The sequence below is a fragment of the Actinomadura napierensis genome, from assembly GCF_039529375.1.
Lineage (GTDB): Bacteria > Actinomycetota > Actinomycetes > Streptosporangiales > Streptosporangiaceae > Spirillospora > Spirillospora napierensis.
The window spans coordinates 82,881-99,196 of the sequence record NZ_BAAAMR010000026.1; the positions used below are offsets into that span (position 1 = coordinate 82,881).

The 16,316-nt window shown below is 72.7% G+C and carries 13 protein-coding genes; 5 read left to right on the plus strand and 8 right to left on the minus strand.

Going from position 1 to position 16,316, the window contains the following annotated elements:
• Positions 1 to 2: 2 nt before the first annotated feature.
• The gene (gene eno / locus ABD296_RS17140) at positions 3 to 1,289 is read right to left on the minus strand and encodes a phosphopyruvate hydratase (RefSeq protein WP_344267619.1); all 1,287 of its coding nucleotides are present in this window, start codon (positions 1,287 to 1,289) and stop codon (positions 3 to 5) included.
• 219 nt (positions 1,290 to 1,508) lie between these two features.
• Between eno and ABD296_RS17145 the strand changes: the two genes are divergently transcribed.
• From ABD296_RS17145 to ABD296_RS17160, 4 genes are all read left to right on the plus strand, one after another.
• Complete coding sequence (locus ABD296_RS17145; protein WP_344267621.1) at positions 1,509 to 2,558, plus strand: ABC transporter substrate-binding protein; 1,050 nt, start codon at positions 1,509 to 1,511, stop codon at positions 2,556 to 2,558.
• The gene (locus ABD296_RS17150; protein WP_344267623.1) at positions 2,555 to 3,373 is read left to right on the plus strand and encodes an ABC transporter ATP-binding protein; all 819 of its coding nucleotides are present in this window, start codon (positions 2,555 to 2,557) and stop codon (positions 3,371 to 3,373) included. Before ABD296_RS17145 ends, ABD296_RS17150 begins: the two co-directional genes overlap by 4 nt.
• A complete protein-coding gene (locus ABD296_RS17155) occupies positions 3,363 to 4,277 on the plus strand; it encodes an ABC transporter permease (protein WP_344267625.1) in 915 nt (304 codons plus the stop codon). The genes ABD296_RS17150 and ABD296_RS17155 overlap by 11 nt, the downstream gene beginning before the upstream one ends.
• Before the next feature lie 218 nt (positions 4,278 to 4,495).
• Positions 4,496 to 5,842, plus strand: a complete 1,347-nt coding sequence (locus tag ABD296_RS17160) for a sensor histidine kinase (RefSeq protein WP_344267627.1) — start codon at positions 4,496 to 4,498, stop codon at positions 5,840 to 5,842.
• Between the two features lie 169 nt (positions 5,843 to 6,011).
• Here the strand turns inward: ABD296_RS17160 and ABD296_RS17165 are convergent, their stop codons facing one another.
• From ABD296_RS17165 to mfd, 7 genes are all read right to left on the minus strand, one after another.
• A complete protein-coding gene (locus tag ABD296_RS17165; RefSeq protein WP_344267629.1) occupies positions 6,012 to 6,368 on the minus strand; it encodes a tetratricopeptide repeat protein in 357 nt (118 codons plus the stop codon).
• Positions 6,369 to 6,434: 66 nt separating this feature from the next.
• On the minus strand, positions 6,435 to 6,644 hold the full coding sequence (locus ABD296_RS17170; protein ID WP_344267631.1) for a hypothetical protein: 210 nt from the start codon (positions 6,642 to 6,644) through the stop codon (positions 6,435 to 6,437).
• A 59-nt stretch (positions 6,645 to 6,703) separates the two neighbouring features.
• Positions 6,704 to 7,648 carry an NADP-dependent oxidoreductase gene (locus tag ABD296_RS17175; RefSeq protein ID WP_344267633.1) on the minus strand — a complete coding sequence of 315 codons (945 nt, stop codon included), beginning with the start codon at positions 7,646 to 7,648 and terminating at the stop codon, positions 6,704 to 6,706.
• A gap of 81 nt (positions 7,649 to 7,729) precedes the next feature.
• Positions 7,730 to 10,114 (minus strand): penicillin-binding protein, encoded by a 2,385-nt coding sequence (locus ABD296_RS17180; RefSeq protein WP_344267635.1) that lies wholly within the window; start codon positions 10,112 to 10,114, stop codon positions 7,730 to 7,732.
• A 70-nt stretch (positions 10,115 to 10,184) separates the two neighbouring features.
• A complete protein-coding gene (locus tag ABD296_RS17185) occupies positions 10,185 to 11,168 on the minus strand; it encodes a MazG family protein (protein WP_344267637.1) in 984 nt (327 codons plus the stop codon).
• Positions 11,165 to 11,833, minus strand: coding sequence for a hypothetical protein (locus tag ABD296_RS17190; RefSeq protein ID WP_344267638.1), 669 nt, complete (start codon positions 11,831 to 11,833; stop codon positions 11,165 to 11,167). Before ABD296_RS17190 ends, ABD296_RS17185 begins: the two co-directional genes overlap by 4 nt.
• An 86-nt stretch (positions 11,834 to 11,919) precedes the next feature.
• Positions 11,920 to 15,546: a transcription-repair coupling factor gene (gene mfd, locus ABD296_RS17195; protein WP_344267640.1), complete on the minus strand. Its 3,627-nt coding sequence runs from the start codon at positions 15,544 to 15,546 to the stop codon at positions 11,920 to 11,922.
• Positions 15,547 to 15,797: 251 nt separating this feature from the next.
• On the opposite strand from mfd, the gene ABD296_RS17200 reads away from it, so the two are divergent.
• Positions 15,798 to 16,316, plus strand: a 519-nt coding sequence (locus tag ABD296_RS17200) for a class I SAM-dependent methyltransferase (RefSeq protein ID WP_344267642.1), incomplete at its 3' end; no start/stop codon positions are given.

The window sequence follows — 16,316 nt, forward strand, 5'->3', positions numbered from 1 at the left end:
GGTCAGGCGCCCTGCGCGTCGAAGCGCGGGAACGCGGCGGCGCCGGCGTAGCGGGCCGCGTCGTCCAGCAGCTCCTCGATGCGCAGCAGCTGGTTGTACTTGGCGACGCGGTCGCTGCGGGCCGGGGCGCCGGTCTTGATCTGGCCGCAGTTGGTGGCGACGGCGAGGTCGGCGATCGTGGTGTCCTCGGTCTCGCCGGACCGGTGGCTCATCATGCAGCGGTAGCCGCTGGTCTGCGCGAGCGACACCGCGTCGAGGGTCTCGCTGAGCGTGCCGATCTGGTTCACCTTCACCAGCAGCGAGTTCGCGGCGCCTGACGTGATCCCGCGGCCGAGGCGCTCGGGGTTGGTGACGAACAGGTCGTCGCCGACGAGCTGGACGCGCTCGCCGATGGCGGCGGTCAGGCCCTCCCAGCCGGTCCAGTCCTCCTCGTCGAGGGGGTCCTCGATGGAGACGAGCGGGTAGTTGCCGAGCAGCTCGCCGTAGTAGGCGGCCATGTCGTCGGACGAGCGCTTGGTGCCCTCGAAGGCGTACTGGCCGTCGGCGCAGAACTCGCTGGCGGCGACGTCCATGGCGAGCGCGATGTCGCGGCCGGGGGTGAAGCCGGCCTTGCCGATGGCCTCGACGATCAGGTCGAGCGCGTCCCGGTTGCTCGGCAGGTCGGGCGCGAACCCGCCCTCGTCGCCGAGCCCGGTGTTCAGGCCGCGCGACTTCAGTACCGCCTTCAGCGCGTGGTAGGTCTCGGCGCCCCAGCGCAGCGCCTCGGCGAAGGTCGCCGCGCCGATCGGCGCGATCATGAACTCCTGGACGTCGACGTTGCTGTCGGCGTGCGCGCCGCCGTTCAGGATGTTCATCATCGGGACGGGCAGCAGGTGCGCGTTCGGCCCGCCGACGTAGCGGAACAGCGGCAGCCCGGCGGAGTCGGCGGCGGCCTTGGCGACGGCGAGGCTGACGCCGAGGATCGCGTTGGCGCCGAGCTCGGACTTGGCCGGCGTGCCGTCGAGGTCGATCAGCAGCTGGTCGATCAGCCGCTGGTCGGAGGCGGGGTAGCCGACGAGCTTCTCGTCGATGGTCTCGTTGACGGCCTTCACGGCGTTCCGCACGCCCTTGCCGCCGTACCGCTCGCCCTTGTCGCGCAGCTCGACCGCCTCGAACTGCCCGGTGGACGCGCCGCTCGGGACGGCGGCGCGGGCCTCGGTCCCGTCGGCGAGCAGCACCTCGACCTCGACGGTCGGATTGCCGCGGGAGTCAAGGATCTCCCGGGCGAGTACGGCCTCGATGGACGACACGGGCAACCCCCTGGTGGTGCGGGACGAATCGGTGCGGTCACCGAGCCTATCCCGCGGGGCCCCCGCGCCGCCCCACTGGCTCGCTGTTGCGGGCGCGACCGCCGCCGCCGGGGGCGGCGGCCGCTAGCGGACGGTGCCGCGCAAGCGACTTGACGAAATCATTGCCGACCTTATCTACTAAGCACGTCAAACACACTTGATAAGTAGGGATTACTGACAATGCAGCGCAGACTCCGGTGGCGCGCGGTCGCCGCGGCCCTGATCGTCCTGGCCGGCGCGGGGACGCTCGGCGCCTGTGGTGACGACGGCGACGGCGGCGGATCCGGGGCGAACCCCCAGCTGCGGCTCGGCTACTTCCCGAACATCACGCACGCCACCGCGCTGGTCGGCGTCGAGAAGGGCATCTTCGCCAAGCACCTCGGCAAGGCCCCGAAGACCGCCACCTTCAACGCCGGGCCCGCCGCGGTCGAGGCGCTGTTCTCCGGCGCGATCGACGCGACCTTCGTCGGGCCGAACCCGTCCATCAACGCCTGGGCGCAGTCCCACGGCAAGGCGGTGCACATCATCTCCGGCGCGGCCTCCGGCGGCGTCGCGCTCATCGTCAAGCCGGGGATCAAGAGCGCGCAGGACCTCAGGGGCAAGAAGATCGCCACCCCGCAGCTCGGCAACACCCAGGACGTCGCCGTCCGCTACTGGCTCAAGCAGCAGGGGCTCACCGCGAACAAGGACGGCAGCGGCGACGTCAAGATCGTCCCGCAGGAGAACGCGCAGACGCTGCAGACCTTCCAGCAGGGTTCCATCGACGGCGCCTGGGTCCCCGAGCCGTACGCCTCCCGCCTCATCCTGGAGGACAAGGGCGTCAAGCTGCTGGACGAGGCGTCGCTGTGGCCCGGCGGCAAGTTCGTCATCACGAACCTGCTGGTCAGCCAGGAGTTCGAGAAGAAGCACCCGGACGAGGTGAAGAAGCTCCTGGCGGGCGTCGTCGAGGCCACCGACTACATCAACCAGCAGAAGGCCGACGCCGAGAAGGTCGCCAACGACGCGCTCGCCAAGCTGAGCGGCAAGCCGCTCAAGCAGGACGTCCTGGACGCGGCGTTCAAGTCGATCACCTTCACCGTCGACCCGGTCGCCTCCTCGCTGACCGCGGGCGCGCAGCACGCCGAGCAGATCGGGCTGCTGGAGAAGACCGACCTGGGCGGGATCTACAGCCTCGGCCCCCTCAACGACGTGCTCAAGGCGAGCGGGAAGGCACAGGTCAGCGACAAATGACAGAAGCCGTCCGTCAACAGGAACGACGGGCCGCCCCGGGCCGGACCGCCGCCGCGGTCCGGCTCGAGGGCGTCTCGAAGGCCTTCGGCTCCAGCAAGGCCCGGCTGCTCGCGCTCGACCAGGTGTCGCTGGACGTCGCCCCCGGCGAGTTCGTCTGCCTCCTCGGCGCGTCCGGCTGCGGCAAGAGCACGCTGCTCAACCTGGTCGCCGGCCTGGACCAGGTCAGCGCCGGGACGATCGACACCGGCGGCGCGCGGGTCGCGCTGATGTTCCAGGAGCCCGCGCTGTTCCCGTGGCTGACCGTCACGGCGAACATCGAGCTGGCGCTGAAGATGCGCGGCGTCCCCCGTCCGGACCGCCGCCCCCGCGCCGCCGAGCTGCTCGACTCCGTCCACCTCGGCGGGTTCGCCAAGAAGCGGCCGCACCAGCTGTCCGGCGGGATGCGCCAGCGCGTCGCCCTCGCCCGCGCGCTCGCGCTGACCGTGGACGAGACGGACAGCGCCCAGGGCACCGTCCTGCTGATGGACGAGCCGTTCGGCGCGCTCGACGCGATGACCCGCGACCTGCTGCACGACGAGATCGAGCGGATCTGGCGCGAGCGCGCCCTGTCGGTGCTGTTCGTCACGCACAACGTCCGGGAGGCGGTGCGGCTCGGCGACCGGGTCGTGCTGCTCAGCAGCCGCCCGGGCCGGGTCGTGGAGGAGTTCCCCGTCCCGATGGTGCGGCCGCGCCGCATCGACTCGACCGAGGTCGCGACGCTCGCCGCGACCATCACCGACCGGTTGCGCGAGGAGGTCGGCCGCCATGGCGCATGACACGACCAGCAGGCACGACGCACCACCGGACACCGCACCCGCACCCTCGCCCGCGCCCGGCGACCGGCTGGACCGGGAACTCGCCGGCCTCGACGCGCTGGAGCTCGGCGGCGGCACCGGCCGGCGGCTGCTGCAGCGGACCTGGTCCGCCGCGTGGCCGATGGTCGCCGCCGTCCTCATCGCGCTGCTCGCCTGGCAGGTGGTGGTGTGGAGCGGCTGGAAGAAGCCGTGGGTGCTGCCCGGCCCGCTCGACACCTTCCCCGTGCTGTGGGACCAGGTCACCTCGGCGCGGTTCTGGAAGGCCGTGGCGCTGACGATGCAGCGCGCGATCATCGGGTTCGCGGTGTCGATCGCGGTCGGCGTCCTGGTCGGCGGGCTGGTGTCGCAGTTCCGGGTGCTGCGCCGCGCGTTCGGCTCGCTGATCACCGGGCTGCAGACGATGCCGTCGATCGCCTGGTTCCCGCTGGCGATCCTGCTGTTCAAGCTGAGCGAGAGCGCGATCCTGTTCGTGGTGGTGCTCGGCGCGGCGCCGTCCATCGCCAACGGGCTGATCGCGGGCGTCGACTACACCCCGCCGATCCTGCTGCGCGCCGGGAAGGTGATGGGGCTGCGCGGGCTGAACCTGTACCGGCACCTGGTGCTGCCGGCGTCGCTGCCGTCGTTCGTCGCGGGGCTGAAGCAGGGCTGGGCGTTCGCCTGGCGCAGCCTGATGGCCGGCGAGCTGCTGGTGATCATCGGCAGCACCACCTCGCTGGGCGTGCTGCTGTCGCAGGCCCGCGAGCTGAACAACACCGCCGACATGATCTCCTACATGATCGTCATCCTGGTGATCGGGATCGTGATCGACCAGCTGTTCGGGGTGGTGGACCGGGCCATCCGCAGCCGCTGGGGGCTGGACGACTGACCGGCCGGGCGATCACCCTCGGCCGGGCGGGGGCAACCGATCTTTTACCCGCCGCCCACGGTCGCGTTTGCCCTGCTCAGGCAAGAAACACCGGGTATCGGCAACCTACCCGGGAGGTCGTCATCGGTGTCCGGTCCCGCCGACTCCCAGCGGTCCTGACCCGCTGGGTGTGGCGGGTCGCGCTGCACGGCCCCCGGATCCGGACCCGGGTGACGGCGATGGCGGCCATGGTCGCGCTGCTGCTGACCACGCTCGCCTACGTGGCCTGCCTCTGGCTGATCAGGCGGGACGTCAGGACCGACACCGGCGACGACCTGTCCCGCGAGGGCCGCCGCATCGCGACGCTGATCCACGCGAACGCGCTGCCGGCGCCGCACGTCTACACGGCCACCGACAACACGCTCGCCCAGGTGGTGAACGACCGGCACCGCGTCATCGCGGCCAGTCCCGCCATGGAGGGCCGGCCCCCGCTGGCCTTCCCGCGGCCCCCGCCGGGCGACGACCGGCGGGACGGCACCAGCTGCGCCGTCGACGCGCCCGGCGGCCCGTGCTTCCAGATCGTGGAGTACCGGGTGGGGCTGCCGGGGCCGGGCCAGGACTTCGTCTTCACCCTCGCGCCCGAGCCGGGCCTGTTCCCGCGTCCGCTGCTCGCGGCGCTGCTGGCGCTCGCCATCCCCGCGGTCACCGGGCTCGTCGGCTATGGGACGTGGCTGTCGGCGGGCCAGACGCTGCGCTCAGTGGAGGCGATCCGCCGGGAGCTGGACGAGATCACCGCGACCGACATCCAGCGCCGCGTCCCGGTGCCGCACCGACGCGACGAGATCGCGGTGCTCGCCGACAGCATCAACGCCACCCTCGACCGGCTGGAGGAGGCGGTGGCGCGGCAGCGCGCGTTCGTCGTGGACGTCTCCCACGAGCTGCGCAGCCCCCTCGCCGGCCTGCGGATGGAGCTGGAGCTGGCGCTCGCCGACCCGGACGCCACCGACCTGCCCGACACGCTGCGCGCCCTGCTCAGCAACACCGACCGCGTCGGCGCCGTGGTGGACGACCTGCTCGCGCTCGCCCGGCTGGAGGCCGACCGCAACTTCCCGCGCGAGACCGTGGACCTGACCGAGCTGGCGGACGAGGAGGTGCTCCGCCGCCCCCGCCGCGCCCGCGTCACCGTGCTCTCGGAGGGCCCGGTGACGGTGTCCGGCGGGCGCTCCGAGCTGTCCCGGCTGCTCACCAACCTGATCGACAACGCCGACCGGCACGCCGGATCCGCCGTCACCGTGATCGTGTGCACCGAGGAGCCCGCCACCGCTGTGGTCGAGGTGATCGACGACGGCCGCGGCATCGACCCCGAGGACCGCGAACGCGTCTTCGAGCGCTTCACCCGCCTCAACGAGGGCCGGCACCGCGACGCCGGCGGCACCGGCCTCGGCCTCGCCATCTCCCGCGACATCGCCGCCGCCCACGGCGGCTCCCTCGTCCTCGCCGACCGGCAGACGGACGAGGAGGGCGCCCGCTTCGTACTGCGTTTGCCCAGGGAGGGCGACCCCCCTGGAACCCCCCGTCACGGTTGACGGGCTGTTTTGGCCCAGGGGGACGACCCCCTGGAACCCCCGTCACGGTTGACGAGCTGTTTCCCGCTCCGCTGGCGCTCCGCGCGAAACAGCCCGTCAACCGGCGGGCGAGCCCGCTGCGCTCGCTGCACTCGCTCCGCGTGCTCGCCCGTGAGCCGGTCGGGCGGGGTCAGGCGAGGTTGGCGGCGGTCAGGGAGACGTCGACCTTGTCGGCCGGGTTCACTCCCATGGCCTGGGCCATGTTGCGGTAGGTGCGGGCCTCGTCGTGGCGGCTGCGGCGTTCGAGGGTGCGGGCCAAGGCCTCGTGGGCCCAGCCGTTGCAGGGGTCGAGGTCGACCAGGCGGCGGAAGGCCGCCTCCGCGCGGCCGAGCTGGGCGCTGTGGAAGTAGGCGCGGGCCAGCAGTTCCAGCACGGCGCGGTTGCCCGGGTTCTCGGCGGCGATGGGGGCGAGCAGGCGTGCGGCGCCCGCATAGTCCTTGGCGTCGAAGAACAGGGTGGCGCGCTGGAAGTCCTCGTAGGTGGTCATGGGGCCCCCTTCCGGGTTGCTCGACGCAACTCGAAACCGGGCGGCGGGGCCGTTTGTTCCCGCGGGTCAGGTCATCCCGAGCTGGTCGCGGAGCTGCTGCCGCTCGTTCTCCAGGGACTCGATCTGGCCCGCGAGCTCCTCGCGGGCGGCGAGGTTCTGGCCGGCGTCGACGAAGTCGGCGGCGTCGCCGTTCGGCGGGGGCAGCTCGGCGCGGAGCCGGGAGATGTTCGCGTCCAGGTCGCGGAGCCGGGCGCGCTTCTCGTCGTCGTCGTTCATGGGGCCCTCCTTGTCGGGGTTCGGCAGTGCCTGCATGCCCGCTCGGCCGCCGCGATCACCTAGATCCTGATCACGGTCTTGCCGCGCGCGCCGCCGGCCCGGTTGTCGGCGAGCGCGTCGCCCGCCGCCTCCAGGGGGACCTCCCGCTCGACCATCACCCGCAGCTCGCTCGCGTCGATCAGGTCGGAGAGCCGGTCCAGCACGTCGGCGGACGGTTCGCCGGTGTGGTTGATGCCGCGCAGGCCCTGGGCCTGCATGGCGTCGGGGTTCACCGCCCAGGTGGTGCTGAGGTAGGCGCCACCGGGACGCAGGAGCTGCGCGAGGCGCTCGGTGCCCTGGGTGTCGCTGACCACGTCGAGGACGGCGTCGATGCCGTCGTTGTGGACGCGGAGCACCTGATCGTTGAGGTCGCCCATGGAGTGGTCGACGGTCTCGGCGGCGCCGAGGCGGCGGATCGTGCCGGTCATGTCGTCGCGGGCGGTGGCGATGACCTTGGCGCCGGTACGGGCGGCGAGCTGGACGAGCGCCTGCCCGACGCCCCCGGTGGCGCCGACGACGAGGACGGTCTGGCCGGTGTCGAGGTTCGCCTCGTCCACCATCGCCAGGGCGGTGGCGCACGCGGTCGGCACCGCCGCGGCCTGCGTGTAGATCATGCCCTCGGGCATCCGGGCGACCGGGCCGTCCTCGGAGGCCAGCGCGTACTCGGCGTAGCTGCCGATGCCGCGCTCGACGTCGCGGAACATCCCGTACACCTGCTCGCCGTGCCGCAGCCGGGTGACACCCTCGCCGGCGGCCTCGACGACGCCGGCGCCGTCCTGGCCGACGATCAGCGGGAACCGGGCCTCGGCGGAGTCCTTCAGCATCCCGTCGGCGATCTTCCAGTCGACCGGGTTGAGGCCCGCCGCGATCATCTTGATCAGGATCTCGCCGGGCCCGGGCTCCGGGCGCGGCAGGTGCGTGGGCGCCGGTGTGGCGCCGTATTCGGACACGGCGATGGCTCGCATGACGTCCCCCCGATGGACTGCGTTCTGGGATCCCCGCCAGATGATCTACCCCGGCGGCCGACGATCACACAGGTGCGCAGGTCAGCCGGGTAGTCCGCGGCGCCGGCCGCCCGCCTCGTCGCGGTGCTTCTGCTTGCCGCCGCTGGGGCGCAGCGTGATCGTGTCGCCGGGCCGGGGCGACGACGGGGAGACGTCGGCGACCGTCCCCTTCGGGTAGTCGGACTTGACCGGCGCGCCGATCCGCACCTTGAACCCGGCGGCGCGCAGCTTGGCGGCGGCGTCCCCGACCTTCAGCCCGCGCACGTCCGGCAGCTTGGCGCGCTCCTCGCCGGAGCCCTTGCTGAAGAAGTGCGAGGACGGCTGGACGAACGGCGACTCGGCCGTGCCCTCCAGCGCGCCGATCATGCTCTGGTGCCAGATCGGCGCGGGGATCGTCGCGCCGTAGACGGGGCCGTAGCAGCGGCCGTCCATGCACAGGTCGCTCATCGGGTGCTTGTAGCCGCCGCGCGGGTCGCCGACCCAGACGGCGGACGCCAGGTCCGGGGTGTAGCCGGCGAACCAGGCGGCGGAGAAGTCGTCGACGGTGCCGGTCTTGCCGGCGGCGGGACGGCCGATGCCCTGCCCGGCGGCGGTGCCCTTGGTGAGCACGCCGCGCAGCACGTAGTTGACGGCGTCGGCGGTCTCCTTGTCCACGGCCTGCTCGCAGTGCGCGCTCGGCACCTTCAGGCGGTGCCCGGACGCGTCGGTGATCTGCGCGATCGCGACCGGCGAGCAGTACTTCCCGCGCGCGCCGAACGCGGCGTAGGCGGCGGCCAGCCGGACCGGCGAGACCGGGTTGATGCCGAGCGTGAACGACGGGTACTGCTGCAGCGCCTTGCCGGTGGCCTGCTTCATGCCGAGCTTCTCGGCCATCCTGACGGTCGGGCACAGCCCGACCTTCTTCTCCAGCGCGAGGAAGAAGGTGTTCACCGAATGCTGGGTGCCGGTGACGATGCTGAACGGCTTGCCGCCCTCGCCGTCGCCCGCGTTGTGCAGCGAGGTGCCCGGATCGCCGACCCGGTTGCCCTTGCAGTCGCGGTAGCCGACCGGCGTGAACTCCTTGGGCGCCATCAGCCGGGTTCCGAACGGCAGGCCCTCGTCGAGGGCGGCGGCCAGCGTGAACACCTTGAACGTCGACCCGGCCTGCATGCCGATGCTGGAGCCGTGGTCGGCGTCGGCGGCGAAGTTGATCCAGGTCTTGCCGCGCACCTTGTCGGAGCCGAGCCTGCGGTCGACGACCATCGCCTTGATCCTGCCGGTGCCGGGTTCCACCATCGCCTCCGCGGCGGCCTTGTGCGCGGAGTTCTTCGCCGGGACGTGCGCGTCGACGGCGCGCTGCGCGGCCTTCTGCGCCTTCCGGTCCAGCGTGGTGCGGATGGTGAGGCCGCCGCGCTTCAGCAGCTTCTCCCGGTCGCCGGCCGTCTTGCCGAACACCGGGTTCGCGAGGATGTCGCGCTGGACGTAGTCGCAGAAGAACGGCGCCTCGCTGGTGACGCAGCCGCTCTTGACGTCCTGGACGTGCAGCTTGATCGGCTGCCGCTCGGCCGCGCTCGCGGTGGTCTGGTCGATGTAGCCGAGGTCGGCCATCCGCTGCAGGACGGTGTCGCGCCGCTTGCGGGCCGCCTCCGGGTGCCGGGTCGGGTCGTAGGCGAACGGGTACCGGACGATCCCGGCGAGCAGCGCCGACTCGGCGAGGTTCAGCTGCGAGGCGTGCTTGGAGAAGTAGCGGCGCGACGCCGCCTCGATGCCGTAGGCGCCCGCGCCGTAGTAGGCGATGTTGAGGTAGCGCCGCAGGATCTCGTCCTTGGAGTAGCGCTTCTCCACCGCCACCGCGTACCGCAGCTCGCGGATCTTGCGGGCCGCGGAGATCTCCTTGGCGGCCCTCCGCTCGGCGACCGAGTCGGCCTGGGTGAGCAGCAGGTTCTTCACGTACTGCTGGGTGATGCCGGACCCGCCCTGCGTGACCGCCCCGCTGCCGAGGTCGCTGACCAGGGCCCGCAGCGTGCCCTGCGCGTCGATGGCGCCGTGCTCGTAGAAGCGGCTGTCCTCGATCGCCACGACCGCCTTGCGGACCATCGGCGCGATCGCGTCGAGCCGGACGTCCACCCGGTTCTGGTAGAAGAACGTCGCGACGGGGGTGCCGTCGGCGGCGAGGATCCGGGACCGCTGCGGCACGCCGGAGGTGTCGAGGTCGGCGGGGACGCCGTCGAACCAGCGGGCCGAGTCGCGGGCGTTGACCCCGGCCGTGCAGGCGGCCGGCAGCACCATCAGCGCGACGATGAGCCCGGCGAGCCCGCCGAGGACGCCCAGGCCGCGCAGCGCGCGGAGCTTCTCGGCGGGGGTCGTGTTCGCCGTCAGCACCCGGCGGCGACGGCGCACCGGTGACCGGTTCCCGTTCCCGCCGCCGTCCTCGGCCCCGTTCGGCACGCGCTCACTGTAAACGTGCGTCTCCGGCCGGACCACCCCATCGGCGATGTTCCGCCCGGATTTCCCCGAATCAGTCGCGCTGCCGCCGCCGTTCCCACGCTCTGACACGATCGCGGAATACCCGGGAAACGGCCCGCAACTCCGCCTCGGCGTCGAGTCCGCGATCAGCGGCCTCCCGGACCAGGGCGAATAGGCGTATTCCCAGGTCGTTCCCGGTGCCGGCGTCCTGGCCGGTGGCCGGCGCGAGATCGTCCGGGGCGCCCATCCGGCCGGCGCGGCGCTGCAGCTGCGCGGCCAGCGACAGCGACGGCTGCCCCATCGCGACGCCGTCCAGCGCGGAGGCCTCCGTGCCGCTCTTCTCCGCCCGCTCCGCCGCCTTGATCTGCTCCCAGTTCGCGTTGACCTCGTCGGCGCCGGACACCGACACGTCCCCGAACACGTGCGGATGCCGCCGGACGAGCTTGTCGACGATCCCGGCGGCGACGTCGTCGACGGTGAACGCGGTCTCGTCGGTGCGCTCGGCGGCCACCACCGCGTGGAACGCCACCTGCATCAGCACGTCGCCGAGCTCCTCGCGCAGCGCGCCGTAGTCGCCGTTCTCGATCGTGTCGAGGACCTCGTAGGCCTCCTCGAGCAGGTACGGGACGAGGGTCTCGTGCGTCTGCTTGCGGTCCCACGGGCAGTCGCGGCGCAGCGTGTCCATCACCGCGACGAGGTCGAGCAGCCGCGCTCCGGGCAGGTCGTAGGAGCCGTGCAGCACCTCGACGTCCAGCGGGTCGTTCACGACGAGGGCGCCGATCTCGCGCATCAGGTCCTCGTCGCCCTCCGGCGCCGCGACCCACACCACGTCCCCGTCCCGCGCGGCGGCGACCAGCGCGGCCGGGTCCGGGACGGCCGTCTCCTCGGCGGCGACCCCGGCGTCGCGCAGGTACGGCAGCAGCGGATGGCCGGGCCGGACGAGCACCCGCCCCGCCGAGCGGAGCACGTCCCACGCCTTCCAGGTCAGCAGGCCGGGCGCGACCCGGTGCGTGGTCGCGAGCAAGGTCAGGCTCATGTGTCGGCGGTACCCGTTTCGGCCGAGGACAGCTCGTACGCGACCGGGCCGATGTCGACCTTCGTCGGGTCGTACCGGCCGAACCGCGGGTTGATCTTGATGTGCATGCCGTCCGCGGTCTGCTGGAACAGCTGCCCCCACTGCTGCGCGGCCCGCTGCGTCAGCGGGCTCTGCGCGTTGTTCAGGTCGGCGCCGAACTTCTGCATCACCACGGTCTGGGTGGCGATGAAGCGCGCCAGGTCGCGGGTGCGCGACCGCGGCAGCCCGCTGGCCAGGGTGATCGACGCGGCGCCGCCGCGCTGGTCCATGAGCGCCGCGGTCTGGTCGGCGAGCCCGTCCGGCACCGACACCCCCGCCCGCCGGGCGACCCGGTCGGCGACGCGGAAGTTCACCAGCAGGCTCAGCGCGCCCTGCATGTCCGTCTCGGAGTCCTGGCCGCCGATGCCCGGCGCGAGCCCCCCGGCGTTCGCCCGGATCTGGTTCGCGATCGGGTCGTCCTTGAACTGGCCGCGCCAGTCCCGGACGGTCCGGTCGAGGGAGGTGACGGTGATGCGGTCGCCGCCCACGAGGGCGGCGCTGCCGACGCGGGTCTGGCCGCCGCAGCCGGCCAGCGCGCCGGCCGCCACGACGGCGGTCACCGCTACCTTCAGGGACTTACCGGGCACGGAATCCTCGTCTCGTCGTTCGTCGCCGTACGTCGCCCAGCGCCGCCGGGACCGCTGCGTTCCCGATCACTGGGGTCCGGGGCAGCCTATCCCCGCCCGGCGGGCGCGGGCGAGGCCTCCAGGAACAGCGCCTCGACCAGGTCGGTCGCCCACTTCAGCAGCTCCTGGTCGCGCAGCGGGCGGCCGCCGAGCGGCGCCGTCTTCGGCGCGGGCACCAGCAGCGTGTCGGTGGCGGGCTTCAGGATGCTCTTGGGATAGAGCCGCTGCAGCCGGACCTGCCGGGACTCGGGCAGCCGGGCCGGCATGAACTTGATGTGGTTGCCCTGGACGGTCACGTCGGACAGCCCGGCCCTGCGCGCCCTGGCCCGGAACCGGGCGACCTCCAGCAGGTTCAGCACCGGGACGGGCAGCGGCCCGAACCGGTCCTTCAGCTCGTCGTGCACGGCGCCGATCTCGTCCTCGGACGTGATCGCCGCGATCCGCCGGTAGGCGTCCAGCCGCAGCCGCTCCCCCGGCACGTACTCGTGCGGCAGGTGCGCGTCGACGGGCAGCTCGACCTTGGTCTCGACGGCCTCCGGCGCGGCGCCGCCCTCCTTCAGGTCCCGGACGGCCTCGCCGACCATCCGGACGTACAGGTCGAACCCGACGCCCGCGACGTGCCCGGACTGCTCGGCGCCGAGGATGTTGCCGGCGCCGCGGATCTCCAGGTCCTTCATCGCGACGTACATGCCGGCGCCGATCTCGGTGTGCTGCGCCAGCGTCGCGAGCCGCTCGTGCGCGGTCTCGGTCAGCGGCTGCTCCGGCTGGTACAGGAAGTAGGCGTAGGCGCGCTCCCGGCCGCGGCCGACGCGCCCGCGCAGCTGGTGCATCTGCGACAGCCCGTACATGTCGGCGCGGTCGACGATCAGCGTGTTGGCGTTCGGGACGTCCAGCCCCGACTCCACGATCGTCGTCGCGACGAGCACGTCGTAGTTCTTCTCCCAGAAGTCGACCATGACCTTCTCGAGCTCGTGCTCGTTCATCTGGCCGTGCGCGGTCGCGACCCGCGCCTCCGGGACGAGCCGGGCGAGGTTCGCCGCGACCTTGTCGATCGACCGGACCCGGTTGTGCACGAAGAACACCTGGCCCTCGCGCAGCAGCTCGCGGCGGATCGCGGCGGCGATCTGCTTCTCCTCGTACGGGCCGACGAACGTCAGCACCGGGTGCCGCTCCTCCGGCGGCGTGAGGATCGTGGACATCTCCCGGATGCCGGTGAGGCCCATCTCCAGCGTCCGCGGGATCGGCGTCGCCGACATCGCCAGCACGTCGACCTGCGTGCGCAGCCGCTTCAGCTCCTCCTTGTGCTCGACGCCGAACCGCTGCTCCTCGTCGATGATCACCAGGCCGAGCTTCTTGAACTTCGTCTGCGCCGACAGGATGCGGTGCGTGCCGACCACCACGTCGACGGTGCCGTCGGCGAGGCCCTGCAGCGTCGCGTCGATCTCCCCGTCGGTCTGGAACCGGCTGATCGGCTTCACCACGACGGGGAACGCCCCGAACCGCTCGCTGAACGTCGACAGGTGCTGCTGGACGAGCAGCGTCGTCGGCACCAGCACCGCGACCTGCATCCCGTCCTGGACGGCCTTGAACGCCGCGCGCACCGCGATCTCGGTCTTGCCGTAGCCGACGTCGCCGCAGATCAGCCGGTCCATCGGGACGGGCTTCTCCATGTCGCCCTTGACCTCGTCGATGGCGGCGAGCTGGTCGGGCGTCTCCACGTACGGGAAGGCGTCCTCCAGCTCCCGCTGCCACGGGGTGTCGGCGCCGAACGCGTGCCCGGGGCTCGCCATCCGCGCCGAGTACAGCCGGATCAGCTCCCCGGCGATCTGCTTGACCGCCTTGCGGGCGCGGGACTTGGCCTTCTGCCAGTCGGCGCCGCCGAGCCGGTGCAGGCTGGGCGCCTCCCCGCCGACGTAGCGGGTCAGCTCCTCCAGCTGGTCGGTCGGGACGAACAGCCGGTCGCTCTTGGCGTACTCCAGGATCAGGTACTCGCGGGTGGCGCCCTGCACCGTCCGGCTGACCATCTCCACGTACCGTCCGACGCCGTGCTGCTCGTGGACGACGTAGTCGCCGGTCTTGAGCTGGAGCGGGTCGATGCCGCCGCGCCGCCGCGACGGCATCCGGCGGACGTCCTTGGTGGAGGACTTCTGGCCGGACAGGTCCGTCTCGGTCAGCACCACCAGCTTGACCGACTCCCAGACGAAGCCGTTCTCCAGCAGCCCGGTCGCGACGTTGACGACGGACGGCTCGGGCGCCCCGGGCAGGTCGGTCAGCCGCGCGCCGAGGCCCTCCTCGCCGACGAGCTGGACGAGCCGCTCGGCCGGGCCGTGCCCGGCGGTGACCATGACGACCCGCCAGCCGCCGTCGATCCAGCCCTTGACGTCGCCGACGACCCGGGTGGTGTCGCCGCGGTACGCCTCGGCCGCGTGCACGCCGAGGGCCGGCGCCTCGTCCTGCTCCTCCACGAGGGACGGGCCGCCGGGCCCGCCGGTGCCGTCCCCGCCGCGCATGCCGGGGTTCAGCGCGGTGACGCTCCAGCGCGGCAGGCCCAGCTCGGTGCTGTGCAGCCGCACCTCCTCCAGCGACCGGAACGCGGCGGCGCCGAGGTCGATGGGCGCCTCGCCGCCGGCGGCGGCGTTCACCCAGCTCGCCTCGAGGAACTCCTGGCTGGTGCGGACCAGCTCGACCGAGCGGGTGCGGATCCGCTCCGGCTCGCACACCAGCAGCGCCGAGCCCTTCGGCAGCAGGTCGGTGAGCAGCTCCATGCTCTCGGCGAGGACCGGCGAGAACGCCTCCATGCCCTCGACGGTGTCGCCGTCGGCGATCCGGCCGAGGATCTCTTCCAGCGCCGGGTGCTCCTGCGCCAGCAGCCTCGCGCGCTCGCGGACCTTCTCGGTCAGCGGCAGCTCGCGGCAGGGCGGCGCCCACAGCCCGTCCTGCGCCACTTCAAGGGACCGCTGGTCGGCGGCCTTGAAGTAGCGGATCTCCTCGACGGTGTCGCCCCAGAACTCCACCCGGAGCGGGTGCTCCTCGGTGGGCGGGAACACGTCCAGGATGCCGCCGCGCACGGCCAGCTCGCCGCGCTTCTCGACCAGGTCGACGCGGTGGTACCCGGCGTCCACGAGGCGGCGGACGGTGTCGTCCATGTCGGCGTCCTCGCCGGACACCAGCCGCACCGGCTCCAGGTCGGCGAGGCCCGACACGATCGGCTGCAGGACGGCCCGGACCGGCGTGACGACGACGTCCAGCGCGCCGCCCTTGCCGGCGACGTCCGCTCCCGCCTCCTCCTCGGTGGGCGCGTCGGCCTCGTTCGGGTGGACGAGCCGGCGCAGCACCGCTAGCCGCTGCCCGACCGTGTCCGAGCGGGGCGACAGCTTCTCGTGCGGCAGCGTCTCCCACGCCGGGAAGTGCGCCACCCGGCCCGCGCCGATCAGGCTGGTCAGCGCGGCGGTGAGGTCCTCGGCCTCGCGGCCGGTCGCGGTCACCGCCAGCACCACGCCGTGCCGCCCGCCGGGGCCGCCGGAGGCGGCACCGACCGCGCGGCTCAGCGCCGCGGCGAGGATCGGCCAGGTGGCGGGGGGCGCGACGACCTCGGTGTCGAGGCCCGCCTGCTTCAGCGCGCGGTCCAGTTCAGGGTCGGCGCACGCAAGGTCAACAAGTCCAGAAAGCGTCATATTCGCCCGTAAGTTCGCATTCACCCCGAGGGGCAGGGCAGCCCGAAGCACCGGAAATCCGCAAGCGGATCCGGTACCCGTACCAGACTACGCGCCCCCCGGCGGCCCTCGCGCTGGCGATACCGCAGGCGGGGCGCGGGACGGCCGCCGGCCGGGCGCCGGACGGGGCGGTTCGCGGAGGGCGACACGGCGGTTACCAAGAATGGGCAAATAGCGGACAGAGCGCAGTCGGGCGATTACGCTGCGAGATTGTGACCGATCTGCGTACGCCGCCGGTCAACGACGGCGATCTCTTCTCAGAACGCGCGAGGCAGTACGCACTGGAGAAGCCCCTGCAGCGGATCCACATCCTGGAAGCGGGCTGCGGCTGGGGCACCGGACTGGACCTCGGCGGCCGCGACCGCCTGGTGACGGGGGTCGACCTGGAGTCCCCGGAGCTGCGCGCGCACACCTGCGAGCGGCCCGACCTCGACGAGTGGCACCTCGGCGACCTGCGCACGGTCCCGATGCCGCCGCGCGCCTACGACATCGTCCACGCGAGCTACCTGGTCGAGCGGATCCCGCACGCCGAACTCGTCCTCGACCGGTTCGTCGCCGCGCTCAAGCCCGGCGGGCTGCTGCTCGTCCACCTGCGCGACCGCGACACCGCGTTCGGCTTCCTCGACCGCCACCTGCCGCGCTGGATGCACGCCGCCGGCCGGCGCAGGCGGGCGCGTCCCGCCCGGGCCGCGCGCGGCGCGCACGCCCGCGTCCCCGCCCCCGCCGAGGGC